General features: G+C 61.7%; 26 protein-coding genes. 16 read left to right on the forward strand and 10 right to left on the reverse strand.

All coding sequences use genetic code 11. From position 1 onward, the window contains the following. The first annotated feature begins 11 nt into the window (after window positions 1-11). The 4 genes from cheZ to flhF all read left to right on the forward strand — a co-directional run bounded on the left by cheZ (window position 12) and on the right by flhF (window position 6,358). On the forward strand, window positions 12-656 hold the full coding sequence (gene cheZ, locus VF285_RS11470; RefSeq protein WP_346952760.1) for a protein phosphatase CheZ: 645 nt from the start codon (window positions 12-14) through the stop codon (window positions 654-656). Between the two features lie 109 nt (window positions 657-765). Next, window positions 766-1,941 (forward strand): flagellar biosynthesis protein FlhB, encoded by a 1,176-nt coding sequence (gene flhB, locus VF285_RS11475; RefSeq protein ID WP_346952761.1) that lies wholly within the window; start codon window positions 766-768, stop codon window positions 1,939-1,941. After that, window positions 1,938-4,052, forward strand: coding sequence for a flagellar biosynthesis protein FlhA (gene flhA, locus VF285_RS11480; protein ID WP_346952762.1), 2,115 nt, complete (start codon window positions 1,938-1,940; stop codon window positions 4,050-4,052). The genes flhB and flhA overlap by 4 nt, the downstream gene beginning before the upstream one ends. Next, window positions 4,049-6,358 (forward strand): flagellar biosynthesis protein FlhF, encoded by a 2,310-nt coding sequence (gene flhF / locus VF285_RS11485; RefSeq protein ID WP_346952763.1) that lies wholly within the window; start codon window positions 4,049-4,051, stop codon window positions 6,356-6,358. The genes flhA and flhF overlap by 4 nt, the downstream gene beginning before the upstream one ends. Here the strand turns inward: flhF and VF285_RS11490 are convergent. From VF285_RS11490 to flgA, 3 genes are all read right to left on the reverse strand, one after another. Further along, on the reverse strand, window positions 6,355-6,801 hold the full coding sequence (locus VF285_RS11490; RefSeq protein WP_346952764.1) for a flagellar protein FlgN: 447 nt from the start codon (window positions 6,799-6,801) through the stop codon (window positions 6,355-6,357). The genes flhF and VF285_RS11490 overlap by 4 nt on opposite strands. 3 nt (window positions 6,802-6,804) lie before the next feature. Then, a complete protein-coding gene (gene flgM, locus VF285_RS11495; RefSeq protein WP_346952765.1) occupies window positions 6,805-7,092 on the reverse strand; it encodes a flagellar biosynthesis anti-sigma factor FlgM in 288 nt (95 codons plus the stop codon). An 81-nt stretch (window positions 7,093-7,173) separates the two neighbouring features. After that, a complete protein-coding gene (gene flgA, locus VF285_RS11500) occupies window positions 7,174-7,896 on the reverse strand; it encodes a flagellar basal body P-ring formation chaperone FlgA (RefSeq protein WP_346952766.1) in 723 nt (240 codons plus the stop codon). 190 nt (window positions 7,897-8,086) lie between these two features. On the opposite strand from flgA, the gene flgB reads away from it, so the two are divergent. From flgB to VF285_RS11560, 12 genes are all read left to right on the forward strand, one after another. Further along, window positions 8,087-8,503 (forward strand): flagellar basal body rod protein FlgB, encoded by a 417-nt coding sequence (gene flgB / locus VF285_RS11505; RefSeq protein WP_346952767.1) that lies wholly within the window; start codon window positions 8,087-8,089, stop codon window positions 8,501-8,503. Between the two features lie 18 nt (window positions 8,504-8,521). Beyond that, window positions 8,522-8,929, forward strand: a complete 408-nt coding sequence (gene flgC, locus VF285_RS11510) for a flagellar basal body rod protein FlgC (RefSeq protein WP_346952768.1) — start codon at window positions 8,522-8,524, stop codon at window positions 8,927-8,929. Window positions 8,930-8,940: 11 nt separating this feature from the next. Then, complete coding sequence (locus VF285_RS11515) at window positions 8,941-9,636, forward strand: flagellar hook capping FlgD N-terminal domain-containing protein (RefSeq protein ID WP_346952769.1); 696 nt, start codon at window positions 8,941-8,943, stop codon at window positions 9,634-9,636. 70 nt (window positions 9,637-9,706) lie between these two features. After that, window positions 9,707-11,455, forward strand: a complete 1,749-nt coding sequence (locus VF285_RS11520) for a flagellar hook-basal body complex protein (RefSeq protein WP_346952770.1) — start codon at window positions 9,707-9,709, stop codon at window positions 11,453-11,455. Between the two features lie 12 nt (window positions 11,456-11,467). Then, window positions 11,468-12,220, forward strand: a complete 753-nt coding sequence (gene flgF, locus VF285_RS11525) for a flagellar basal-body rod protein FlgF (protein WP_346952771.1) — start codon at window positions 11,468-11,470, stop codon at window positions 12,218-12,220. A 58-nt stretch (window positions 12,221-12,278) separates the two neighbouring features. Then, window positions 12,279-13,064 carry a flagellar basal-body rod protein FlgG gene (gene flgG / locus VF285_RS11530; RefSeq protein ID WP_346952772.1) on the forward strand — a complete coding sequence of 262 codons (786 nt, stop codon included), beginning with the start codon at window positions 12,279-12,281 and terminating at the stop codon, window positions 13,062-13,064. A gap of 17 nt (window positions 13,065-13,081) precedes the next feature. After that, window positions 13,082-13,774, forward strand: coding sequence for a flagellar basal body L-ring protein FlgH (locus tag VF285_RS11535; RefSeq protein WP_346952773.1), 693 nt, complete (start codon window positions 13,082-13,084; stop codon window positions 13,772-13,774). A 4-nt stretch (window positions 13,775-13,778) separates the two neighbouring features. Then, entirely contained in the window at window positions 13,779-14,948 is a 1,170-nt protein-coding gene (locus VF285_RS11540; RefSeq protein ID WP_414648133.1) for a flagellar basal body P-ring protein FlgI, read from the forward strand. A 9-nt stretch (window positions 14,949-14,957) separates the two neighbouring features. Next, window positions 14,958-15,923 (forward strand): flagellar assembly peptidoglycan hydrolase FlgJ, encoded by a 966-nt coding sequence (gene flgJ / locus VF285_RS11545; RefSeq protein WP_346952774.1) that lies wholly within the window; start codon window positions 14,958-14,960, stop codon window positions 15,921-15,923. An 88-nt stretch (window positions 15,924-16,011) separates the two neighbouring features. Further along, the gene (gene flgK / locus VF285_RS11550; RefSeq protein ID WP_346952775.1) at window positions 16,012-17,673 is read left to right on the forward strand and encodes a flagellar hook-associated protein FlgK; all 1,662 of its coding nucleotides are present in this window, start codon (window positions 16,012-16,014) and stop codon (window positions 17,671-17,673) included. Between the two features lie 24 nt (window positions 17,674-17,697). Further along, window positions 17,698-19,005: a flagellar hook-associated protein FlgL gene (gene flgL / locus VF285_RS11555; RefSeq protein ID WP_346952776.1), complete on the forward strand. Its 1,308-nt coding sequence runs from the start codon at window positions 17,698-17,700 to the stop codon at window positions 19,003-19,005. 13 nt (window positions 19,006-19,018) lie between these two features. After that, window positions 19,019-19,606, forward strand: coding sequence for a hypothetical protein (locus tag VF285_RS11560; protein WP_346952777.1), 588 nt, complete (start codon window positions 19,019-19,021; stop codon window positions 19,604-19,606). Window positions 19,607-19,613: 7 nt separating this feature from the next. On the opposite strand, the gene fliR is transcribed toward VF285_RS11560, so the two are convergent. The 7 genes from fliR to fliL form a co-directional block, all read right to left on the reverse strand. After that, window positions 19,614-20,399, reverse strand: coding sequence for a flagellar biosynthetic protein FliR (gene fliR, locus VF285_RS11565; RefSeq protein WP_346952778.1), 786 nt, complete (start codon window positions 20,397-20,399; stop codon window positions 19,614-19,616). 12 nt (window positions 20,400-20,411) lie between these two features. Next, window positions 20,412-20,681, reverse strand: coding sequence for a flagellar biosynthesis protein FliQ (fliQ, locus tag VF285_RS11570; RefSeq protein ID WP_346952779.1), 270 nt, complete (start codon window positions 20,679-20,681; stop codon window positions 20,412-20,414). A gap of 14 nt (window positions 20,682-20,695) precedes the next feature. Then, window positions 20,696-21,403: a flagellar type III secretion system pore protein FliP gene (gene fliP / locus VF285_RS11575; RefSeq protein ID WP_346952817.1), complete on the reverse strand. Its 708-nt coding sequence runs from the start codon at window positions 21,401-21,403 to the stop codon at window positions 20,696-20,698. 83 nt (window positions 21,404-21,486) lie between these two features. Continuing rightward, window positions 21,487-21,789 (reverse strand): flagellar biosynthetic protein FliO, encoded by a 303-nt coding sequence (gene fliO, locus VF285_RS11580; protein ID WP_346952780.1) that lies wholly within the window; start codon window positions 21,787-21,789, stop codon window positions 21,487-21,489. A gap of 6 nt (window positions 21,790-21,795) precedes the next feature. After that, on the reverse strand, window positions 21,796-22,335 hold the full coding sequence (fliN, locus tag VF285_RS11585) for a flagellar motor switch protein FliN (RefSeq protein WP_346952781.1): 540 nt from the start codon (window positions 22,333-22,335) through the stop codon (window positions 21,796-21,798). After that, window positions 22,332-23,348 carry a flagellar motor switch protein FliM gene (gene fliM / locus VF285_RS11590; RefSeq protein ID WP_346952782.1) on the reverse strand — a complete coding sequence of 339 codons (1,017 nt, stop codon included), beginning with the start codon at window positions 23,346-23,348 and terminating at the stop codon, window positions 22,332-22,334. Before fliM ends, fliN begins: the two co-directional genes overlap by 4 nt. Then, window positions 23,349-23,828 carry a flagellar basal body-associated protein FliL gene (gene fliL / locus VF285_RS11595; RefSeq protein WP_346952783.1) on the reverse strand — a complete coding sequence of 160 codons (480 nt, stop codon included), beginning with the start codon at window positions 23,826-23,828 and terminating at the stop codon, window positions 23,349-23,351. Window positions 23,829-23,864: the final 36 nt, after the last annotated feature.

Here is a 23,864-nt window from a genome sequence, read left to right on the forward strand (position 1 = left end):
GCGGGGGAGGTATGGACACCAATAAACTGCCGGGTGCTGTAGTGGATGCGGCATCGTCTGCAGAACTGCTGCATCGGATTGCGCAACTCACCCGCACTTTGCATGAGAGTATGCGCGAACTGGGGCTGGAGCAGGCGGTCAAGGAAGCGGCGCATGCCATTCCGGATGCGCGGGATCGTCTGCACTACGTGGCGCAAATGACGGAACAGGCGGCCAACCGCGTGCTGAATGCAGCTGAACAGATTCAGCCCTGGCAGGACGACATGCAGCGTCAGGCCAAGGCGCTGGATGCGCGCTGGCAGCAGTGGTTCGACCATCCGGTCGAACTTGATCAGGCCAAGGCGCTGGTGGGTGACACGCGGGTGTTCCTGAAGGACGTTCCCGAGAAGACGCAGGCGTCGCAGAACAACTTGATGGACATCATCATGGCGCAGGATTTTCAGGATCTCACCGGTCAGGTGATCATGAAGATGCTGGGCGTCATCGGCACCATCGAGACCGAGCTGGTCCAGGTGCTGGTCGACAATGCGGTTCCGGAAAAGCGCGAAGAATCTTCCGGCCTGCTCAACGGGCCGGCCATCAATGCGGAAGGCAAGAGCGATGTCATGGTCAACCAGGATCAGGTCGACGATCTGCTGTCCAGCCTGGGCTTCTGATCCCTCGAAGCGCTTGAATTACGCCGCCTAAGGCGCTTTTATCGGCGCTTCGACAGTCGCTGCCGGCTTCTACAATTCAGGCTGTTCCAAATGACAGCCTGTCTGTGGTATGGCCGAAGAAAGTGATCTCGAAAAGACTGAGCCCGCCTCGCCGCGGCGCCTTGAGAAGGCGCGCGAGGAAGGGCAGGTTGCGCGCTCACGCGAGCTCGGGACTTTTCTGGCACTGGTCTGTGGCATTGGTGGCTTGTGGCTGAGCGCAGGGTGGATGTACCGTGCCCTGCAGGGCGTTTTGCGTAGCGGTCTTGCGTTTGATTTGCGAGCCGCGCGCGAGCCCCAGATCATGTTGTCGGTCGCGGGACATTCGGCCTGGGAGGCTCTGCTCACCGTGCTGCCACTTTTTGGGTTGCTTATGGCGGTGGCAATCTTCTCATCGGTAGCCTTGGGCGGCTTTCTGCTCTCGGGCAAGGCATTGGCGCTCAAATTTGATCGCCTCAACCCCTTGCAGGGGATCAAGCGCCTGTTTGCCATGCAGACGCTGATCGAGCTCACGAAAACAGTGGCCAAGGCTGTCCTGATCGGCTACGTGGGAGGCAAGGTCATCTGGGCCTATCGAGACGACATGCTGGCCCTGTCCCATATGGCGCCAACCGAGGCATTGATGCACGGCCTGAGTCTGACTGCATTGTGCTGTCTGCTGATTGCCGCGTCCTTGTTCCTGGTGGTGCTGATCGATGTGCCCTGGCAACTCTGGAATCACGCAAAGCAGCTGCGCATGTCGCGCGAAGACGTGCGCCAGGAACACAAGGAAGATGAGGGCGACCCGCACGTCAAGGGCCGAATCCGCCAGCAGCAGCGGGCGATGGCGAAGCGGCGCATGATGAGCGCAGTACCACATGCCGATGTGGTGGTAACCAACCCGACGCATTACGCCGTGGCTTTGAAGTACAGGGAAGGCCAGGGCGCGGCGCCCGTGGTGGTGGCCAAGGGGGCGGGCGAAATCGCGGCCCAGATCCGCCGGGTGGCAGAAGAACACCATGTTGCCTCTCTCGAGGCGCCCCCGCTGGCGCGGGCGCTCTATCATCACGTCGAACTCGACCGGGAGATTCCGGCTGCCCTGTATGGCGCCGTGGCCGAAGTGCTGGCCTGGGTCTATCAGTTGCGCAGCTGGCGTCAGGGAGAGGGCGCTCTGCCACAGCATCCGCAGGCATTGCCGGTGCCGCCGGAGCTCGATCCCTATTCCAGCGCCGGCGGAATTGCGCCGTCCACTGCGCTTGAGGCCTCATGACCAGCTTTCTGAATTTTTTGAAGGAGGCCGGGTCAACCCACGCACGGCTGATGGCAGGTCCCGTACTGATCCTCATGGTGCTGGCCATGATGATCCTGCCCCTGCCGCCGTTCATTCTGGATCTGCTGTTCACCTTCAACATTTCGTTGTCGGTCATGATCCTGCTGGTGGCCATGTTCACGCGCAAGCCCCTGGACTTCGCTGCTTTTCCGTCGGTGTTGCTGTTTGCCACGCTGTTGCGCCTGTCGTTGAACGTGGCCTCTACCCGCGTGGTTTTGCTCAACGGCCATAAGGGGCCGGCGGCTGCAGGGCACGTCATCGAAGCATTCGGCCATTTTCTGGTCGGAGGCAATTTTGCCGTCGGCATCGTGGTCTTCATCATCCTGGTGATCATCAACTTCACGGTGATCACCAAAGGGGCGGGGCGGATTGCCGAGGTGGGCGCACGTTTCACCCTGGATGCCATGCCCGGCAAGCAGATGGCCATCGACGCCGACCTCAATGCGGGCCTCATTGGCGAAGAAGACGCGCGCAAGCGTCGCGCCGAAGTCGGGCAAGAGGCCGAGTTCTACGGCGCCATGGATGGCGCGAGCAAGTTCGTGCGCGGTGACGCGGTGGCGGGCCTGCTCATCATGGTGATCAACATTCTGGGTGGGCTCATCGTGGGCGTGGCGCAGCACGGGATGTCGTTCTCGAATGCGGGGAGCGTCTACACCTTGCTCACCATTGGGGATGGCCTGGTCGCCCAGATTCCGGCACTGGTCATCTCGACGGCCGCAGGTGTGGTCGTGTCGCGGGTGGCGACCGATCAGGATGTGGGCCAGCAGATGATGGGGCAGCTCTTTGCCAACCCCAGCGTTTTGTTCATCACGGCGGGTATCCTCACGCTCATGGGGTTGATCCCGAACATGCCCCATGTCGCCTTTCTGCTCCTCGCGGCTGCGCTGGGTGGCGGGGGGTGGATGGTGCGCCAGCGGCAGGAACAGGAACGCCTGGCGGCCGAGAAAGAGCCTCATCGAGAACAGGAAGAGGCCGTTGCAGCTGCCTCGGAGGCCAGTTGGGACGACGTGTCGCCCATCGATCCCCTGGGGCTGGAAGTGGGGTACCGCCTGATTTCTCTGGTGGACCATCAGCAAAATGGCGAGTTGCTGCACCGCATCCGCAGCTTGCGCAAGAAATTTGCGCAAGAGATGGGATTCCTGCCGCCGGTCGTTCATATCCGCGACAATCTGGAAATCAAGCCAACCGATTATCGGATTCTGCTGTTTGGCGTCGAGGTGGGACGTGGCGTGGCGCAAACGGGGCATTGGCTGGCCATCGATCCTGGCGGTGTCACGGCGCCGCTGCAGGGCACTCCGACCAAGGACCCGGCCTTTGGCTTGCCAGCGGTCTGGATCGACTCGACCGCGCGTGAGCAAGCCCAGATAGCGGGGTATACCGTGGTGGATGCTGCCACGGTCGTCGCCACCCACCTCAACCATCTCATGCATCGCTACGGGGCTCGCCTCTTGGGGCGGCAAGAGACGCAGCAGTTGCTCGACCGCGTGGGCCGCGAAGTGCCCAAGCTCGTCGAAGACCTGGTACCCAAGACCCTGAGCCTGCCGGCGCTGCAGAACTTGTTACGCAGCCTGTTGGATGAAGATGTGCCGATCCGAGACATGCGCAGTATCCTGGAATCCGTCACGGAACATGCACCTCGATTGGCTGGGCTGAATCCTGCCGGGACAGGGCCAAACCTGGACGAATTGCTTGCGCAGGTGCGGGTCGTGCTGGGCCGGGCAATCGTGCAGCACTGGTTTGACAACGATCAGGAGTTGCGTGTCATTGGTCTGGACGCGCGGCTGGAACGTGTGCTGACGCAGGCCATGGGCGTCAACGGAGCGCTGGAGCCGGGGCTGGCTGAGAACTTGCTCAAGGATACACAGCGCATCGTGCAACAGCAGGAAGAGCGGGGGGATGCCCCGGTGTTGATTGCTCCGCCCGTGTTGCGTGCCTCGCTTTCGCGCTTTTTGCGCCATCATCTGCCCCACATGGCGGTACTTTCAAGCGCCGAAATTCCCGATGAGCGCGTGATCCGCGTCACGGCCGTCATTGGGGGGACTGCCACGTGAACATCAGCCGATTTGTTGGGGCCACCAGTCGCGAGGCCTTGCGCCAGGTGCGTCTGGCGCTGGGGCCGGACGCACTCATCATTTCTAATAAACGAGTCAATGGCGGCGTCGAGATTCTGGCGTCTGATCAGACGGCGATGCCAGAAGAAGTGCCGGTCGCGGCGCCTGAGGCGCCGCCTGAAGCCCTGAGGCGTCCGCCAGCCTCGGTCGCGCGGCCGCCGGGGGCGGCAGCCGCCGACGTGCTGGGAGCCATTGGTGAACTCAAGGGCACGCTGGAATCGCGTATTGACGAACTGGTGTGGGGCAATCAGCTGCGTCAGTCGCCTCAAGCCATCAGCGTATTTCAGACCTTGCTGCAGTTCGGTTTCAGTACCGCTTTGTTGCGCGCCATGCTCAAGCGGATGCCGACGCAGCCCGATGCAAGAGCCGCACTGCAGTGGGCTCGACGCGAGCTGATTGACCATCTTCCGGTCATGCCTTCCGAAGAGGCTTTGTGGCAGCCCGGTCTGGTGCTTGCCTTGGTCGGCCCGACGGGGATTGGAAAAACCACGACGCTGGCCAAGCTCGCGGCGCGCTGCGTGCGGCGCATGGGGGCTGATCACCTGGTGCTGCTGACCACCGACACTTATCGGATCGGAGCCCACGAGCAGTTGAAGATCTATGGCCAGATGCTGCACGTGCCCGTGCACGTGGTGCAAGATGCGCCCGAGTTACGCCGCATTTTGCAGTCGGTGCGAGCCGATCAAGTGGTTCTGATCGATAACGTGGGCACGAGCCAGCGTGATCGATACGTGGCGGATCAAGCTGCGCTGCTGGCCGGCGCGGGCCGACGTGTGGAGCGGCTGTTGGTGCTCAATGCGGCCAGCCAGGGGGATACCCTTGACGAGGTGGCGCGCACGTACCTGCACGATGGCGGAACGCCTCTGAAAGGCTGCATCATCACCAAAGTCGATGAAGCCTCCCGCCACGGTGCCGTGCTGGATACGGCCTTGCGCTATCAGCTTCCCATTCATTATGTATCCGATGGCCAGAAGGTCCCGGAAAACCTGCGGGTCATGTCGGCGGCCGAACTCATTGATTTGGCTTTGGTGCCGCTGGAAGGTCATCGCACGCTCTATTCGCCGACAGAAGCCGACTTGGCGGCACTGCTTTCGGTGACTCCGACGCAGGACGAAGCGCAACGAGCGGCGGACCGCCTGCAGCAGAACTTGCTATTGCCTCAGCTCCTGACGCGTTCAGCCGATGGGGGTGACCTGACACAGAATCAGTTGAACGCCGCCGTGGCCTGTCTGGACGCGGATGCGCTGCTGTCCGCGTCTCACGATATGTGGCAATCACGGCAGGCAGGTCGCCTGCCGGCTGCGTCTCAGCTGATTGAGCAAGGGCATCGTTCCACATCGGGTCTGTCGGCTCAACCGGGATGGATCCTGCATGATCGATGGTCCGTCGTTCTGGACGGGCGGCGGGGTGTCTGGTCGGCTGCGTTTTACTGCGGGACTCGGGGGCGGCCTGTGGCTGCAGGGGCGCAGCAGCTGGAGCTGCCCGATGGTCGTTATGCCACATCACCTGCTTCAACGCAGGGCTCGGTGCTTGTGGACCCGCGATTCTCTCAAGTTGAGGCCGCTTCGCAGGTGTGGCCGAGCAGTTGCCAGGTCCTGGCGCAGGCAGGTCAGACTGTAATGCGAGCCCTGGATGCTGGCGGATATTCCTGGCTTGCGTTGTGCCCGCCGCGTACGGTCGTGCACCAACCTGATGGGGCCAGCCTTGCGTCTGCCGTCGCCCGTGGACTGAGCCATCGCCCGCTGGGCCTGGCAGTCACGGCAGATGGGGGAGTTCCCGCAGGGATTTCTGTGGGCAGGGTGAGCTTGTGGGCCGCTGCCGCAGCAGTCCAGTTGCGTAGCAGGGGCTTGCAGCCGCTTGAGACTTGCCTCTACAGTCTACGGGCCGTGGATGCAGAGACTGGCGGCGTCCTGAGGTCCTGGTATGCCTTGGGCAGTGGAGTGGCACAGATCGAGGCCGAACACGCTGCCGAGGGTATCCTGGCCCACCATGCATTGAGTGCGCAGCGGCGCATGTTTGCAGCACTCCTGGCGGATGATCGTGGCCCTGAGCCCTTGCTGGATCGCCTGGCCTATTGCGCCCAGATGGGGCTGGCCGCAGGGCATCTGGCCCGGTCTGGGCAGCTCTTGCCGGCTAGCCAGGTGGCGGCGCGCCTGGTCGGTACCCGAACTTTGACGTTGCGGACGGCACCGCATGGCCTTTTGAAACTCTTTTCGCTTAAAGCGCTGTTGGCTGTTGGATCTTAAAGAGGCCGATGGCGGGGCAGCTTGCCGCGCGCATCGTAGAGGTCTTCGCCCATGAGCGTGCGCAAGGTGTCGAGTGCGCGCTGGTTGTGTTCGATGAACGTGTGCAGGATTTGTCCGTTGCTTTCGTTCAGCGCTTGGGCTTCGCCCGCCCTTTGCCACAGGGATTTGAAAGCCTGGTGAAGATCGGGGTGCGTGACGCACGCCGATTCTATGCTTTCGCGAGTGTCGGTGAAGCCCAGTTCGGCAAGGTGTTGAGATCGAGTCTGGTCGAGTTCGCCCAGACGGCGAGCGTAGTCGTTTTTGCGCGCGGTGAGGGTGCCTAGCGCTTCATCGGAAGGAGTTTCGAGCAGCAGCTGACCTTCGGCTTGCAGCGTCTTGATGAAATCGTCCAGCAGCGCCGATTGCTCGTCGACACAGCGCAGCAGGGCGTCGATGTGGCTCATGATTTACTTCAGGAGATCCCGCACGCTGGCGAGCAGGCCGTCGGCGATACGGCTGGGGTCAATGCGCAGATCGCCCGAAGCCAGTGCATCGCGGATCTGCTGCACGCGTTCAGTGCGGATGTCGGCATCGCTGCTTTGCAAAGCTGCAAGTTGGCGCGCGGCAGGGCTCAGATCGACGTCGCCACGGGCACCTGCAGTTTGTGTGGCGCCCGGATGCGACGAAGCCTCGCCGCGCGCATTCGCCGGTACGGCATTGAGCAGCGGGTTGGAAGAAGTGGAGTTGATTTTCAAGGTTCGCCTCCGGACTGGGCGTCAGACGGTGATCATGGGTACAAGCCATTTACGGTGCACCGGCACGATTCTTTAGCAGTGCTACATCATAACCTGAACAGTATGCGCGTTGACCACGGTGCCGCTGATGATGCGGCCGTTGGTGGTGCGGACCTGGATCTGGCTGCCCGGCCCGCCCGACTCCAGCGCCTGCCCTTCGCTGGAGACCACGAAGCCCGTACCGCGCGCGACGGTGCGCACTTGGTCGCCGCGCTGAACAGAATTTGGGTCGCGTAGTGCGCTGGATTCAAGGGTGCCCCCCGCACGGATGGCACGGGTACTGATCCAGCCGATGACCCGGCTGCGGTCGGTCATGGCGCGCGGATTGCGAAGCAGGTCACCTTCACGTGTTTCAACGTCGCCGGCGGTGATCAAGGCACCGCGTGCGATGGTGTGTCGGGCGACGAAGTAGGACCCGATGACCTGGATGTTGGCCTGCAGATAGGTCGTCCAGGGACGCGGGGCGAGGCAACGGATGCCTACCGTGGTGCGCGATTGCAGCCCGCTTGCCCCGGCGACGAAGGTTTCCATCTGGGTACAGGCCACCTGGTTCAGGGCGGCCGGCGGCGTGACGGTGATGAGAGCGTGCCCCGGGAAGCTCGCCGCCCGCTCTTGGAGAAGTGCCCGTGCCTTGTCGACCAGCACTGCAGGATCTTGCAGTACCACCGCAGGGGGCGCCGCCTGAGCATACGCCTTCCCCACGAGTACCCAAGGCACCAGCGTGAGCAGCAGCAGGAAGGGAAGGGCTCGGCGGATTGCAACCATGAAGGCATTGTACGAAAGCAGTGTGCAGGCCACATCGTTTGAATTGGCCTTCAAACCTCGGTTTGTTTCGCATTTTGTCAGGCGGTATCAGGCCGTACCATGACGTCGTGCCGTGAAGCACCTTGATGGCTCATGGGCCGGCTGCCGCGTCAGCTGGCAAACGCGCAGCTCTGATTCACACGGATGACTCATGATCGACGGTCTCAGCAAAGACTTTGATTTTTACCAGAAGGCCCTGGCCCTGCGTCAGCAGCGGCAGGACGTCCTGGCAAGCAATATCGCCAATGCCGATACGCCCAATTACAAGGCCCGTGACGTGGATTTCAGCGCGGCGCTGCGCACGGCCGTGGGGCAGACCGGCGGCCTGCCGCGCTTGCCCGATACATCGTTGACCCTGACGTCTGCCCGCCACATACCGGCCCAGGCGCATTCGGTGGGCGCGACGCAAGAACTCTACCGGACACCGCTGCAGCCCAGCCTGGACGGCAACACGGTGGATATGGACGTCGAGCGCGTGCAGTTCGCCGACAACACCATGCGCTATCAGACGGACTTGCAGGTGTTGAATCAGCGGATCAAAACCATGCTTGCGGCTTTGCAGCAATAGCGTTCACCCGGAGACTTCATGGCTACTTTCAGCATTTTCCAGATCGCCGGTTCCGCTTTGGCTGCACAGTCGCAGCGCATGAACGTCTCGGCCAGCAACGTGGCCAATGCCGACAGTGCAGTCGGGCCGGATGGGAAACCGTACCGGGCTCGCGAGGTCGTCTTTCAGACGACGCCATCACGGCAGTCGGATGCCATCGGAGGGGTCAAGGTTGCCTCGGTGGTCGAGAGCACGGCGGCGCCCCGCCTGCAGTACGACCCGGGCAACCCGCTGGCCGATGCAAAAGGCTACGTCACACTGCCCAACGTGGACGTGGTGGCCGAGACCGTCAACATGATTTCGGCCTCACGTTCCTATCAGGCCAACGTCGAAGTGATCAATACGGCCAAATCGCTCATGGCCAAGACTTTGGCCCTGGGCCAATAAAGGACTCTTTCATGGCAACCGTTCCAGATGCCACCAGCGCAGCCAGTTCGGCTGTCGCCTCTTTGGCCAGTGCGCAGAACAACAGCCTGGTGTCCAGCACGCAGGATCAGTTCCTGACCTTGCTGGTGACGCAGCTGCAGAACCAGGACCCGCTCAATCCCATGGATAACGCGCAGGTCACGTCGCAGATCGCGCAGCTGTCGACCGTCAATGGCATTCAGCAGCTCAACAACACGCTGCTGGCCTTGTCGGGGCAGATGGACATGTCGCAGTCCTTGCAGGCCGCGAGCCTCATTGGCAAAGACATCTTGTATCCAGGCGCCAAGGTGTCTCTGGGCAGCGACCCGAATGATCCCACGGTCAAGGTGGCAACCCCGTTTGGGGTGGACCTGATGTCCGGCACGACGGGCACCACGGTTTCCATTCTGGATAACAGTGGCAAGGTGGTGCGCAAGATGGACTTGGGCGCGCAGCCCGCCGGCATCTACCCCATCACCTGGGATGGACTGGACGACATGGGGGTTGCCGTGCCGGATGGCGCATATACCGCCCAGGTGGCCGGGACGGATGCCAAGGGGCAGCCCGTGTCCACCCAGGTACTCACTTCGGGTCACATCTCCAGTGTGGCGTATACCACCGATGGCCTGAAGCTGAACCTGGCGGCTGGCGACAAGATTTCCTTGCTGGACGTCCGGCAGGTCATGTAGTGCTGAGGCTCCCGCCGGGGGCTCGTTCTGAATTCTGAATCAACGCAATTCGCACCGAAAGAGGTCAATCATGGGTTTCGGACAAGGTCTGAGCGGTCTGAACGCAGCAGCACAGAATCTGGATGTCATTGGCAACAACATTGCCAATGCGGGGGTAGTGGGCTTCAAGTCGTCGTCAGTGACCTTTGCAGACGTGTACGCAAGTTCACAGGTAGGCCTGGGTGTTCAGGTGGCTTCGGTGAACCAACGGTTCACCACCGGCACGGTTTCTTCCACTGGCAACCAGTTCGACATGGCAATCGACGGCTCCAAGGGTCTGTTCGTCGTGTCGCGCCCGGACGGCACCAATCTTTATACCCGCAATGGGCAGTTCTTCGCCGACAAAGACAATAAAATCGTCAACTCGCAAGGGCAGCAGCTCATGGGCTATGCCCCCGGCAGCACCACCCTGGTGGGCATGACGATCCCTACCGGCAACATCGCGCCGCAACCCACCAGCACCATCACCAATCTGGTGAACCTCGATGCCAATGCGGCCGTGGTTCCCAGCGTGGGAGTGACAGGTGCGCTCGGGCAGGTTTCATTGACTCAGAACGGCGCAACGACTCAGTACTTTTACAAGATCAATGGCGGCGTCTATTCCTGGACGGACGCGAGCGGAAACCCGGGCGGCCCGGTGCCCCCGTCGGGTGCCTATACGACGGATGTCGCTACGGCGGCGACTCCACTCACCATGACGGGGGGTCAGGTCTTAGCCGCCGATGGGACCACCCCTGTTCTACCGGCCAGCCTCCCGGCGACGGGTGGCAATACGCTGGGTGATGCGACCACCGTGGGCACTTTGTATTTGAATGGCAAGGCTTATTACTACAAATATGACGCTGCGGGCCCGGGGACGGGATACACCTGGTATACGGATGCAACCGGTACGACTGCGGCAACTACTGCCGCCGACGGGCTGCCCGATGATGCTGCTGCGGCCGCTCCCTATCAATCGGGTGCAGCAGGCGGTACGGCTGTCAATATCACAGGCTCGTCGGGGACACCCAGCGCCGCGCTCCCGACGGGCGCCGGTAATGTAGCCTACGTGGCGCCTGTCGTGGCCGTTTCCTTCGACCCCACCAACCCCGCGTCGTTCTCGGAGGTTACTCCGGTCGTAGTCTTTGACTCACTGGGCAACCAGCACACCGTGCAGCAGTACTACACCAAGCGTGAGCCCAGTGGCGGCAATAGCGTGTGGGAAGTCAATTACGTCGTTGACGGGCAGCTTTCGCCCAGCAACACGGCCAAGCTTGAATTCAGCGACGCCGGCCGTCTGGTCGCCGGGTCGCCCGCCACCATCACTTTCACTGCAGGAGGCGGCACCTCGCCCGCATTGCCGGCCACGATTGCCGTGAGATACGACAACTCCACTCAGTTTGGCGGCAGTTTCTCGCAAAATTTCACCCAGGACGGATACTCCACGGGCGAATACGCGAGCATGTCGATTGGCACCAATGGCGAACTGATGGCCAACTACACCAACGGCGCCAAGAAGACGGTCGGGCAACTGGTCCTGGCCGACTTCAACAACCTGCAGGGTTTGCAGTCCGTGGGCGGCAACGCCTGGGCGGAGACGGCATCGTCTGGCCAGGCCATCATCGGCATGCCGGGCAGCAACGGTCTGGCCGGTATCAAAGGACAGGCCGTGGAAGAATCCAACGTGGACATGAGCCAGGAACTGGTCAATCTGATCATCGCCCAGCGTACCTACCAAGCCAACGCCGAGACCATCAAGACGCAGGACCAGATCTTGCAAACCATGATCTCGATGCGCTGATAGGCCGTTGACATGGATCGCATTCTCTACACTGCCTCCAACGGCGCTGCCCGCATTCTGGAGCAGCAGTCGATCATCGCCAACAATATGGCCAATGTGGCCACGACGGGGTTCCGGGCGCAGCTCGCCCAATACCGGTCCGTCCCCGTGGTGCCTGAGGCGGGCGAGCTGCCCACGCGCGTGAGTACCGTGGCAGCTACGCCCGGAAGCGACATGTCGCAGGGGGCCATGGTGGATACGGGCCACGCACTGGATGCAGCGATTGCGGGCCCGGGCTGGTTTGCGGTGCAGACGCCCCAAGGTGAGGCCTACACGCGTGCCGGCGAGTTCGCGGTCAATCAGCAAAATCAACTGGTGACGCAAGGGGGCTGGCCGGTGCTGTCGGCCGGTGGCCAGCCCATCGAGGTACCGGATCGGGGTTCGCTCACGTTTGCATCCGACGGCCAGATCAGCGCGCTGGGGGCGGGGGACAACCCGCGCGACGTGCAGCTGCTGGCGCAGTTCAAGCTCGTCAATCCGCCGGCAGCTCAGATGCAGCGGGGCGACGATGGCCTGTTTCGCATGGCAAACGGTCAGCCGCCTGCGCAGCCTGACCCCGCGGTGAAGATTGCGCCGGGCTTCGTGGAAAAGAGCAACGTCAATCCGGCGCAGACCATGGTCGCCATGATTGCCAATGCGCGTCAGTTCGAGTTGCAGATGCAGGTCGTCAAGAATGCCAGCAGCAATGAAGACCGTGGCAACTCCATTCTTTCGGTCCAGAACTAGGGCCAGGATCAACGTGCGGGCGCGCTGCGCCGTGCCTTCTTGAACAGGGATACCCTTCATGATTCGTTCACTGTGGATCGCCAAGACGGGGCTGGAAACCCAGCAGACCGCCATGGATGTGATTTCCAACAACCTGGCCAACGTCAACACCACGGGGTTCAAGCGCGGCCGCGCCGTGTTCGAAGACCTGATGTATCAGACCGTGCGCCAGCCAGGTGCTGCGGTGGGGGCTGCCAACCAGTTGCCCACGGGCTTGCAGCTGGGCACCGGCGCGCGCACCGTGGCGACCGAACGCATCCATACACAAGGGGACTTGAAACAGACCGGCAACGCGCTGGACGTCGCCATTCAGGGTAACGGCTTTTTACAGGTGGAAATGCCGGACGGCAGCTTTGCCTATACGCGCGACGGCAGTATCCAGCGCGACCAGAACGGCATGCTGGTGACGGCTGGGGGGTATCCGATTCAGCCGGGCATCAATATTCCGGACAATGCGCAGTCCATCACCATCGGTCGTGACGGTACCGTGTCGGTGACGCAGCCGGGAGCCGTCGGCACAAACGTGCAGGTGGGCCAGCTGCAGTTGGCCACCTTCATCAATCCGGCCGGCTTGCAGAGCATGGGTGAAAACCTGTATGCCGAGACGGATTCGTCCGGGCCTGCCAATCTGCTGCAGCCCGGTCTGGATGGCGCGGGCATCCTGATGCAGAACTATGTCGAAACATCGAACGTGAATGTGGCCGAGGAACTGGTCAACATGATCACCACCCAACGGGCGTTCGAGATGAACAGCAAGGCCGTGGAAACGTCCGACCAGATGCTGGCGCGTCTGTCGCAGCTGTAGGCGATGGTGGAGACGGCATGAGTGGGGCGTTGCGATCCTTCCGAACCGGCCTGCTGGTGTTGATGCTGGTGTTGTCGGGCTGCGCGCTGGTGCCGCCCGAGCCTGTGGTCACGGGGCCGCTGTCAGCACCTCCTCCGCCTCCGGTGGCTCCGTCGGCCGAGGCTAACGGCTCCATTTATCAGCCCACGGCCTACGGCAACTACCCCCTGTTCGAAGATCGGCGCCCGCGCAACGTGGGAGACATCGTCACCGTCGTGATTCAGGAAAAGACCAATGCGGCGAAGACAGTGGACACCAGCACCAACCGCAATGGCAGCACTGGCATGACCATTGGCGCCTCACCGGCCATACTTCCTACGGACTTGGGAGCCAAGCAAGACTTTCAGGCTACCGGCACCAACAAGTCGGATGGCAAGGGTTCCAGTAGCGCCACCAATGTATTCAGCGGCACCTTGACCACGACAGTGATCGGTGTGCTTCCCAACGGCAACTTGCAAGTCGCGGGTGAAAAGCAGATCGCGATCAATCGCGGCAGCGAGTACGTGCGGTTTTCGGGGGTCGTAGACCCACGCTCGATTTCGGGTAGCGGCACGGTGCCCTCGACTCTGGTGGCTGACGCCCGGATCGAATATCGAAGCAAGGGCGTGATGGACGAGGTGCAGACGATGGGATGGCTGCAGCGCTTTTTCCTCAATATTGCACCGTTCTGAGGTCATGATCGTGAGTGTTCTGCTGTCTTGTTTCGGAATCGCGCGTTGCAAGGGCTCGCAGTGGCTGCGCTGGAGCTTGAGGGTCTTGGTGCTGGCCTCGGCGGTGGCGAGTCCCTTTCAGGTTGCTCAAGCCGAACGGATCAAGGATCTGGCGTCGTTTACCGGGGTGCGCCAGAATCAGCTCGTGGGCTATGGGCTGGTCGTGGGGTTGGACGGCAGCGGCGACCAGGTGCGGCAGACGCCCTTCACACAGCAGAGTCTGACCAATATGCTGTCGCAGTTGGGCGTGACGGTGCCGCAGGGCACCAACATGCAGGTCAAGAACGTCGCTGCAGTCATGGTCACCGCGCGTCTGCCGGCGTTTGCCCAACCCGGACAGACGGTGGATGTCGTGGTGTCTTCCATGGGCAACGCCAAGAGCTTGCGAGGCGGCACGCTTCTGATGACGCCGCTCAAGGGGGCCAATGGTCAGGTCTATGCCTTGGCGCAAGGCAACCTGCTGGTGGGTGGAGCGGGGGCTTCGCAGGGGGGGGCCAGCGTCCAGGTCAATCAGCTCAATGGCGGCATCGTGCCTGACGGTGCCATCGTCGAACGCGGGGTGCCCACCACTTATGCGCAAAATGGCATGGTGCGGCTGGAACTCAACAGCAGCGATTTCGGCATGGCTGAAAGCGTCGTGGCGGCGTTGAATCGCCGCTTTGGGGCGCGTTCGGCCACCGCCTTGAATGCCCGCACGATTGAGTTGCGGGTGCCGACTGACCCTTCTTCCCAGCTGGCCTTTCTGTCTCAGGTCGAGAACCTGCAGGTGAGTCTGCCGCCGGCCCGCGCCCGTGTGGTGATCAATGCGCGCACCGGGTCTGTCGTGATGAATCGTACGGTGACCATCGACGAAGCGGCCGTCGCCTACGGCAATTTGTCTGTCACCATCAACCCGCAACAACAGGTCAGCCAGCCCAACACGCCGTTTGGTGGCGGGCAGACAGTGGTCACCACGAATACCGACATCCAGGTGCGTAGCGACAACGGCACGATCAAGCACGTGCGCACCAGTGCCAATCTGGCCGACGTGGTCCGGGCCTTGAACGCCCTGGGCGCGACGCCTCAGGACCTGCTGTCCATTCTGCAGAATCTCAAGAGTGCCGGCGCCTTGCATGCCGATCTGGACGTGATCTAGGAGCCGCCCATGGGATTCGTCGCCAGCACACCGTTGCCCAGCAAGGACGTCCAGCCGTCCGCCCTGGATTTTGCCAGCCTCAATCAGCTCAAGCGTGGGGTGCAGGCCGGGGTGAACGCGCCAGAAGACCAAAAGCGGGAAGTGGCCCGTCAGTTTGAGGCCATGTTCATCCAGATGATGCTCAAGCAGGCGCGCAAGACCTCGGATCAGATGCCTACGATCTTTGATTCGCAGGCCACCCGCATGGCGCAGAGCATGAGCGATGAGCAGGCGGCTCTGGCCTTGGCCAACCCGGGGATTGGCCTGGCGGACGCCCTGATGGCGCAGATGCAAGGCGGTGGGGCGGATTCCAAGTCCAACCCGCAAGCGCCTGAAGCCGCCCGTTCGCGAGTGCCAGGACTGCAATCCCGCATTGGTGCCGGGCAGCAGACTGTGGCGGATTCGATTGATTCGCTCATCAATATGCTCGCCAGCGGCCGGCTGCGGGACAAAGTGAGCAGCGCCATTCAGGGTGCGCCAGACCACATTCGCAGCTTTGTGGACAAGATGTCGGCGGCCGCGCAGGTCGCGGCGGCGAGCAGTGGGGTGCCGGCCAAGCTCATCCTGAGCCAGGCGGCACTGGAATCGGGCTGGGGTCAGCGTGAGATCCGTAGGCCAGATGGCACCACAAGCCACAATCTGTTTGGCATCAAGGCGGGTAGCAACTGGCACGGTCCGGTCGTCAACGCCATGACAACTGAATTCGAAGACGGGGTTCCCCACCGGGTGCAACAGCCGTTTCGAGCCTATGGCAGCTATGCCGAGTCGTTCAGTGATTACGCGCGCTTGATTGGCAACAGCGACCGCTATAGCGGGGTGACTTCTGCGCATTCGGCTGAAGAAGCAGCGCGGCGCATTCAAGCCGCTGGCTATGCCACTGACCCGCAGTACGCCGACAAGCTGATTTCCATCATGGGGTATTTTCAGTCGCGCTAAATTCGGCGCGGCAAATGCCGTTATTGGACTGTAAGACATAGAACGGGGAACAGCGTGAAGCCCCCCATCACAGACAGGATCTCGCAGTATGAATCTGGCAAATTTGGGCAAGGCGGGGCTTCAGGTTGCGCAGGATCGCCTGCAGACCACGGGCCACAACATCAACAACGCGGCGACCCCAGGGTATAGCCGCCAGGCCGTTATCGCGCAAAGCGCGGGGGCCACCTCCACTTCTGCAGGCTGGGTGGGGCGCGGTGTCGTTGCGGTCAGCGTCCAACGCTCGTACGACACCTTTCTGAGCCAGCAGCTCAACGATTCCCAGTCGCGCAGTGCAGCCCTCACGAGCTACGGAAACCAGATCGGCCAGATCAATAATCTGGTCGCTGATCGTACCGTGGGGATTTCTCCCGCCATTCAAAAATTCTTCGACAGTCTTGACGCCGTGGCGTCAGCTCCTGCCGATGTTGCAGCGCGTCAGGATTTGATCGGCCAGGCCAACAGCTTGTCGACTCAGATCCGCAACGCCAACGCTTTTCTGGACAGCCAGCGGCAAAACGTCAATACCCAGGTTTCAACGACGGTGTCGCAGATCAACAGCTACCTGAGCCGCATTCAAGATGTGAACAAGCAGCTGGCGACTGCGGGTGCAACGACACCTGGGCAGCCTCCCAATGATTTGCTGGATCAGCGTGACCAGCTGGTCAACGAACTGGGGCAGCTGGTGGACATCAAGACGTACGCTCAGGGGGACCAGATCAGCATCACGACCGGTAATGGCCAGACGCTGTTGGGCGGCAACACCGTGTTCCCGTTGCAAGCACAGCCCTCGGTAGCCGACCCAGGGCGTCTTGCCATCAGTTACACCATGACCGGTGCGGACGGCCAGTTGCAGACCGTGGAGATGCCGGAAGGAGCCATCACGGGAGGGCAGTTGGGCGGGCTGCTGAAGTTTCGCGCCGATGCACTCGATTCTGTGCAAAATGACCTGGGCCGCATCGCGCTGGGAATTTCTGTCGCGGTCAATCAGCAGCACACGCAAGGGGTTGATCTGTCGGGCGCGCAGGGTGGAGCGCTCTTCGACGTGGGGACACCGACAGTGATCGACAATGCGCGCAACGTCTCACAGGGCGCACCCAAGGCATCTTATACCCCGGGCGGGTTGTCTCAGATCACTGATCAGGATTATCGGGTCCAGTACGATGGCTCCGGATATGTCGTCACCCAGATGCCCAGCGGGACGGCTGTGGCGCCAGTGGTAGATGCGACGGCGCATACGCTTTCGTTTGATGGCGTGACCCTCGATGTCACGGGGCTGGCGCCTGTGGCAGGTGACACCTGGACGGTCCAGCCTACCCGCAATGCAGCGCAGCACATGGATGTGCTCATCACTGACCCGAGCAAGATCGCGGCGGCCGCTTCAGGTGCCGGCACGGCCAACGGCGACAACGCCTTGAAGCTGGCGGCGCTGCGGACAGACAAGGTGCTGGGCAATGGGTCGATGGGCCTGAACGAGGCGTACTCGCAATTGGTCAACAACGTGGCTGTCAAGACCCAGCAGAACACCACGGCACAAAAGGCACAAGATACTCTCGTCCAGCAGAACACAGCGGCCCAGCAGGGCGTCTCGGGCGTCAATCTCGACGAAGAGTACATCAATCTGCAGCAGTATCAGGAACAGTATCAGGCAGCGGCGCGCCTTATCAATACGGCGTCTACCTTGTTCGACACTTTGTTGGGATTGCGCAGTTAGGCGCGCTACCGTAGGACGTTCATCATGCGCATCAGCACCAGCCTCATATATGGCACCGGGTTGAATACCATCAACTCCCAGCAATCCGACCTGTTGCACCTTTATCAGCAGATCGGTTCCGGGCAAAAGATGGTGACCCCGGCCGACGACCCCCTGGCCGCCTCGCAGGCAATCAATATTTCCCAATCCCAGGCGCTGAACGCGCGTTACGCGTCCAATCGCGCGGTGGCCAATCAGAATCTGGGCACCGAAGAAACGGCCCTGAGCTCTCTCGGCAACTTGCTCGTCAGCGTACGGACCAGCCTGGTGCAGGCCGGGAACGGCACCTTGTCGGACGCCGACCGCGCCACGCTGGCAGATACGCTCAAGAGCGCCCAGCAGACCATGCTCGGGTTGGCCAACACCACCGACGGCAACGGGCAGTATGTGTTTTCGGGGTCTCAGGGGGGGCTGGCGGCGTATGGACAGGTACCTGTCGACCCCAGCGACCTGACCAAAGGCTATACCTACCAGTACGGCGGCGATAGCCTGCAGCGCAATATTCAGGCCAGTCAGACGCGCCAGATCGCGGGCAGTGATGTTGGATCCGACGTGTTCCAGCGCGCTCAGCCCGGCACCCTGGCTTACACCAGCGAACAGACGGCACAAGGGGCGGGGAGCACTGCGGTTGTGAGCCAACCTGCCGTCACGGATCCGGCGGCCAATCAGGGCGCTCGATATGGTTTCAGCGTGGCCTTCTCGAAAGACCCTGTCAGTGGCGCTCTGCAGTACCAGGTGACCACGACCGACTATGTAACGGATGCGGGTGCTGTGCCGCCCCCGACGGGAACGGTGGTTGGACCCCAGGTGGCCTGGACCGCGGGGCAGCCGACGATAGATCTGGGCAATGGCACGTCGTTGTCAGTCAGCGGAGACCCCGCCGAGGGCGATGCCTTCACGGTCAAGCCCATGAAGGATTCTTCCACCGATGTCAATGTATTCAATACCTTGAGTGGCTTGATCACAGCTCTGCAGCAGCCCGCTCAGGGAGATCCACAGTCCGCGGCCAGCATGCGTAATATGCTCAATACGGCCATGCAGAAGTTGTCGACCAACTATGACAACGTGCTGACGGTACGGGCGTCTGTAGGGTCGCGCATGAACGAGTTGACGGCACTGGACGATACGGGCACGCAAAATAATCTGGGCTACACCAAGACGCTTTCAGGTTTGGAAGACCTCGATTATTACGATGCGTCCATGAAGCTGAGCCTGCGCCAGATGGCCTTGCAAGGGGCCGCTTCGGCCTTCCAGACCATTCAGGGTCTGAGTCTGTTCAATATGAATAAGTAAAAGGCACCGTATCGTGAATACGGCGCGTCGTCTTCTGTGTTTGACCGCCAGCGCATTGTTGCTGGCGGGGTGTTCTACCACAGGCGAAAGCTTTCGGCTGTCGGGCCTCGATCATATCGTGCAGGGACGCACGACACTCTCCGAGGCGACGCAGGATCTGGGGGCTGCGCCGGTGGACACATGGCAGCAGGGCGACACGCTGCTGGCGCGCTGGGCCTACAAGGGTACGGTGGCCACCGATGCCATCTATTTTCGTCAGGAAGTCTGGTTGCGCTTTGGGCCGGATGGGCGGTTTCTTCGCACCGAAAAGACCCTCAATGTCCCTTCGCAATTTCATACGCTGACGCGGGCTGAAGCTGAACGCCAGGAGGCCGAGCGACGCGCGGCGCTTCCCAGGACGGAATCGGTTCCGGATCAAAAAGGCGCAGTCCAGCCTGCGGACGGATCTGCGACGCAAACCTTGGCGATCCCCGTGCCTCCTGCACCGCCGATCGAGCAGGGGGCTGCACCTTCCCAGTCACCCCTTCTGCCCGAAGGGACCGAGATTCTCCCAAGAGCGACCTACCCCGTCAATCACACAGAGCCGTCGGGACTGAACTAGCCTTCCTTCACAGGCCCGCAAGTGCACGGGCGATGCGTGCCATCGCCTGATAAGACTGCGAAAACAAATCTGTCAGGAAATCACCGCTTTGCGGCAGCACCACAGCCAGCATGACCAGCCCGGTGATGAGGGATATCGGGAACCCCACGGCAAAAACCGATAATTGCTGTGCCGTGCGGTTGAGAATACCCAGCGACAGGTTGATGGTCAGCAGCACGATGATCAGCGGCAGGGCCAGCAACATCCCCGAAATCCAGAGCTGGCTGCTCCACTCGAGGAGCGTGCCCCAGCCGTTGGGATTCAGCGAGGTCCCAATCGGCAACAAGTCGAAAGTCCGCACCAGGCCATCGAGCATCAACAGGTGACCGTTCACCGCCAGGAAGAGCAGCATGGCAACCAGATTGATGAAGCGCGATAGTACGGCCGTGTTGGCGCCGGTACTGGGGTCGAAGAACGAGGCAAAGGCTAGCCCCATTTCCAGACCGACGAACTCGCCGGCCATCATGGCTGCCGTGAAGACCAGGCGCATGCAGAGGCCCAGCGCCAGGCCGATCATGACTTGCTGGGCAGCGATCAGCAGGCCGGCCCACGAGGCGGGGGCAAGTGCAGGAAGCGGCGCCAACAGGGGGCTGACGATGAGTGTGACGACGACGGAAAGCCCGATCCGCACCCGCGCGGGAATCGCGGCCTCGCCCAGCACTGGCGCGGCCGTCACGAGCCCGGCAATGCGGCACAGTGGCCAGAACAAACTGGTGATCCAGTGGTAGAGCTGATCCAGATGCAGCTCAATCATGATGCGCAGACACTAGCTTGCCAGCCCCGGGATCGAAGTGAACAGCGCCTGTATGTAGTCCACCATGGTGGATATGAGCCAAGGCCCGAGCAGTACCAGTGCGGCCCCGATGGCCAGCAGCTTCGGAATGAACGACAGCGTCATTTCGTTGATCTGCGTCGCCGCCTGAAAGATGCTGATGACCAGACCTACGATCAGCGTGACGAGCAGCAGGGGGCCTGCCATGATGAGCGCTACCTTCAGCGCCTGATAGGTCATGGACATGACGGCTTCTGGAGTCATGGTGACGGTTCCCCTTATTGGTAAAAGCTGCGGACCAGCGAACCCAGGAGCAGGTGCCAGCCGTCTGCCAGAACGAACAGCATGAGCTTGAAGGGTAGTGAAATGGTGACGGGAGGAACCATCATCATGCCTAGCGCCATGAGCAAGCTGGCGACGACGAGGTCGATGATGAGAAACGGGATGAAGATCGTGAAACCGATCTGGAATGCCGTCTTCAGTTCACTGGTCACGTAGGCCGGTACCAGGACGCGCAGCGGGACGGATTCCGGGCCTTGCAGCGGACCCACGTTCGCCATGTCGGCGAACAGCTTCAGATCGGATTCGCGCGTCTGGTGCAGCATGAAGGTCTTGAGCGGTTGGCTCCCTCGGTCCAGGGCCTGCTCGAAGGTGATCTTGTCCTGTGACAGCGGTTGGTAGGCCTGCGTGTACACCTGGTCGAAGACGGGTGACATGACGAAAAAAGTCAGGAATAGCGCCAGGCCGACGAGAATGGTGTTGGGGGGGGAGACGCCAGTGCCCAGGGCGCTACGCAGCAGGCTCAGAACGATGATGATGCGCGTGAACCCGGTCATCATGAGCAGCGCCGCCGGGAGAAACGACAGCATCGTCAGCATGACCAGCGTCTGGATGCTGAGTGACCAGGTCTGCGTGCCGCCGGGGCCGGGCGTGGTGGTCAGGGCCGGGAGCGTGGCTTGCGCAAGACTGGTGGCTGGCCAGATCATCGCCAAGGTCGAGAGAGTCAGGATGACCAGGGTCAGCCCGGCGAAGCTCGGAGTGATTCTTCGAAATACGGAGGCGCCGCGCATCACGGGCGAGCCACAGCCTTGTTCAGGCTTTCAGAGAAATTGGCCTGCGATTGCGCAGGAAGTGTTTGCAGCAGCGTGATCTGCTGCGGCGTGATACCCACGACCAGGCGCGAGTCTTCTACCTGGATGATTGCGACCGAACTGCGCGCACCCAGGCTCAGCGTGCCCAACACCTTCAGGTTGGCTCGTCCCAGCCGCTGGCGAACCCAGCCATTGCGCCGGGCCACCCACGCGGCCGCCAGCAGCAGCCCCACCACGAATAGCAGCGACAGCACCACTTGCAGAGTCTGGCCGGCGGACATCGTGAATCAGCGCCGACTGTTCAGGCGTGCAATTCGGTCTGACGGGGTGATGATGTCGGTGACGCGAATACCGTATTTTTCGTCGACCACCACGACCTCGCCTTGGGCGATCAGGTAACCGTTGACGTAGATGTCCATTGGTTCTCCCGCCATCCCGTCGAGTTCGACCACAGAACCCTGGCCCAGCTGGAGAATGTTCTTGATGGTGAGTCTCGTTCGCCCAAGTTCCACAGACAGCTGGACGGGGATGTCCATGATCATGTCGATGTCGCTGTCCGAGGTGCCGTTGTGGCCTTCCAGGGGTTGAAAGACCTGAGCCGTGGCCTGGGTGGCTTGCGTTGACGGAGCCGTTGGCGTCGTGGCTGCGGTCTGCTCTGCCAGCGCGGCTGCCCAGTCGTCTTCGGTACTCAGACCGGAGGCCTGGGTGACTGGCTTCTGGGCGCTGGCTTGCTCTGCCAGCGCGGCCGCCCAGTCGTCGTTGGGCGGCGTTGCGGGCGTCTGGCCTGTAGGGTTGGCGGAGTCGGTGGGTTCTTGGGTATCGCTCATGTTGGGCTGTGGGCTGGCAAGGGGTCTGAGATCGGCGAGGCGGAGAGCGTTTTCACGACCCGCAGCGCGTAGTGGTTGTTGAAGGTACCGTAGCCGCACTCGAGCACGGGGACGCCGTTCGCACAGGCGGTGAGCGCGGGCGGGATTTCGATGGGGAGAACGTCACCCACTGACAGATGCACGAGTTCCGAGACCGAAGTCTCGATACGAGCGAATTCCACTGCGAGCTCGACTTCGGCGCTGCGGACTTCTCGTGAGAGTTGCTGGGTCCAACGCTGATCGATCGCGTCGGCGGCCTCCTGCTGCAGTGGTCGCGTCAGCAGATCGCGGATCGGTTCCAGCATGGAATAAGGCAGGCAGATGTTGAGCTTGCCGCCCGAAGAACCCAGTTCGATGCTGAAGGTGGATACCACCACCGTGTCGTTGGCCGAGCTGATGCTGGCGAACTTGGTGTGCATCTCAGAACGGATGTATTCAGACTGGATAGGGTAGATCGACGCCCAGCCTTCGGCGTAGCACTCCAGGGTGAGCGTCAGCAACCGGCGAATGATGCGCTGCTCGGTGTTGGTAAAGTCACGCCCTTCGACGCGCATGGCGTAGCGGCCGTGTCCGCCGAACAGGCTGTCGATGACGAGAAACACCAGGTTTGGATCGAAGGTGAAGAGACCCGTACCGCGCAGCGGCTTGAGGGCCACCATGTTCAGGTTGCTTGGAACTGGCAGGTTGCGTTCAAAATCAGCGTATTTCTGAACCCTGATGGCATTGACGGTGATGTCGGCGTTGCGCCGCATGAAGCCAAAGAACATCGAGCGCAAGCGGCGCGCAAAGCGCTCGTTGATGAGCTCGAGCGTGTGCATGCGGTTGCGCGCCACCCGATCGGGCGAACCCAGATCATAGGGACGTACACCGTTCTTGTCGGGCGCCGCCGCTGCGTGTTCAGGAGACTCTTCACCGGTAACGCCTGCCAGCAGGGCATCGACCTCGTCCTGAGAGAGCATGCTGGAGTAGGGCATTTATTGCACCACGAACGCAGTGAACAGGACGTCGGCGACGTTGGGGGCCGGCAGCTGTGCCACGAAGGGCTTGGAGAGCGATTCCTTGATGTCCTTTGACAGCGCAAGGCGCCCCTCGGTCGTCTGGATGGCCGAGAGCTGCTGCGAGGACAGCACTTTGAGCACGCGGTCACGCACTTCCGGCATGTAATCCTGAATCTGCTTGCGGTCGTCGGCGTGGTTCAGGCGCAATGTGATGGCCGTGTAGAGGATGCGGTTGCGCGTCTCGCCATACAGAGTGACGGTGAAGGGGTCGAGCTCGGCAAAGATAGGTGCGGGCACCGGGGCAGGGACGGGCGTTGTGGCCTGGGCCGTTTTCCCTGCGGCGGATGCCGCTGTGGTGCTCGCGGCGTTCCGGCTCATGAAGAAGATCGTTCCTCCGATCGCGGCGCCAATGACGACGATGAGGAGGACGATGAGGATAAGGAGCCTTCTTAGCATGATTCCTGGGAGGGTAACGGCGTTCTAAAGAAAAAG

This window comes from Castellaniella sp. (genome assembly GCF_036379515.1).
Taxonomy (GTDB): domain Bacteria; phylum Pseudomonadota; class Gammaproteobacteria; order Burkholderiales; family Burkholderiaceae_B; genus Castellaniella.

Excerpts from the sequence above, each read along its gene's own strand:
- cheZ (WP_346952760.1), top strand. The coding sequence starts at position 12 with ATGGACACCAATAAACTGCCGGGTGCTGTAGTGGATGCGGCATCGTCT.
- flhB (WP_346952761.1), top strand. The coding sequence starts at position 766 with ATGGCCGAAGAAAGTGATCTCGAAAAGACTGAGCCCGCCTCGCCGCGG.
- flhA (WP_346952762.1), top strand. The coding sequence starts at position 1,938 with ATGACCAGCTTTCTGAATTTTTTGAAGGAGGCCGGGTCAACCCACGCA.
- VF285_RS11490 (WP_346952764.1), bottom strand. The coding sequence starts at position 6,801 with ATGAGCCACATCGACGCCCTGCTGCGCTGTGTCGACGAGCAATCGGCG.
- flgA (WP_346952766.1), bottom strand. The coding sequence starts at position 7,896 with ATGGTTGCAATCCGCCGAGCCCTTCCCTTCCTGCTGCTGCTCACGCTG.
- flgB (WP_346952767.1), top strand. The coding sequence starts at position 8,087 with ATGATCGACGGTCTCAGCAAAGACTTTGATTTTTACCAGAAGGCCCTG.
- flgC (WP_346952768.1), top strand. The coding sequence starts at position 8,522 with ATGGCTACTTTCAGCATTTTCCAGATCGCCGGTTCCGCTTTGGCTGCA.
- VF285_RS11515 (WP_346952769.1), top strand. The coding sequence starts at position 8,941 with ATGGCAACCGTTCCAGATGCCACCAGCGCAGCCAGTTCGGCTGTCGCC.
- VF285_RS11520 (WP_346952770.1), top strand. The coding sequence starts at position 9,707 with ATGGGTTTCGGACAAGGTCTGAGCGGTCTGAACGCAGCAGCACAGAAT.
- flgF (WP_346952771.1), top strand. The coding sequence starts at position 11,468 with ATGGATCGCATTCTCTACACTGCCTCCAACGGCGCTGCCCGCATTCTG.
- flgG (WP_346952772.1), top strand. The coding sequence starts at position 12,279 with ATGATTCGTTCACTGTGGATCGCCAAGACGGGGCTGGAAACCCAGCAG.
- VF285_RS11535 (WP_346952773.1), top strand. The coding sequence starts at position 13,082 with ATGAGTGGGGCGTTGCGATCCTTCCGAACCGGCCTGCTGGTGTTGATG.
- VF285_RS11540 (WP_414648133.1), top strand. The coding sequence starts at position 13,779 with ATGATCGTGAGTGTTCTGCTGTCTTGTTTCGGAATCGCGCGTTGCAAG.
- flgJ (WP_346952774.1), top strand. The coding sequence starts at position 14,958 with ATGGGATTCGTCGCCAGCACACCGTTGCCCAGCAAGGACGTCCAGCCG.
- flgK (WP_346952775.1), top strand. The coding sequence starts at position 16,012 with ATGAATCTGGCAAATTTGGGCAAGGCGGGGCTTCAGGTTGCGCAGGAT.
- flgL (WP_346952776.1), top strand. The coding sequence starts at position 17,698 with ATGCGCATCAGCACCAGCCTCATATATGGCACCGGGTTGAATACCATC.
- fliR (WP_346952778.1), bottom strand. The coding sequence starts at position 20,399 with ATGATTGAGCTGCATCTGGATCAGCTCTACCACTGGATCACCAGTTTG.
- fliQ (WP_346952779.1), bottom strand. The coding sequence starts at position 20,681 with ATGACTCCAGAAGCCGTCATGTCCATGACCTATCAGGCGCTGAAGGTA.
- fliP (WP_346952817.1), bottom strand. The coding sequence starts at position 21,403 with ATGATCTGGCCAGCCACCAGTCTTGCGCAAGCCACGCTCCCGGCCCTG.
- fliO (WP_346952780.1), bottom strand. The coding sequence starts at position 21,789 with ATGTCCGCCGGCCAGACTCTGCAAGTGGTGCTGTCGCTGCTATTCGTG.
- fliN (WP_346952781.1), bottom strand. The coding sequence starts at position 22,335 with ATGAGCGATACCCAAGAACCCACCGACTCCGCCAACCCTACAGGCCAG.
- fliM (WP_346952782.1), bottom strand. The coding sequence starts at position 23,348 with ATGCCCTACTCCAGCATGCTCTCTCAGGACGAGGTCGATGCCCTGCTG.
- fliL (WP_346952783.1), bottom strand. The coding sequence starts at position 23,828 with ATGCTAAGAAGGCTCCTTATCCTCATCGTCCTCCTCATCGTCGTCATT.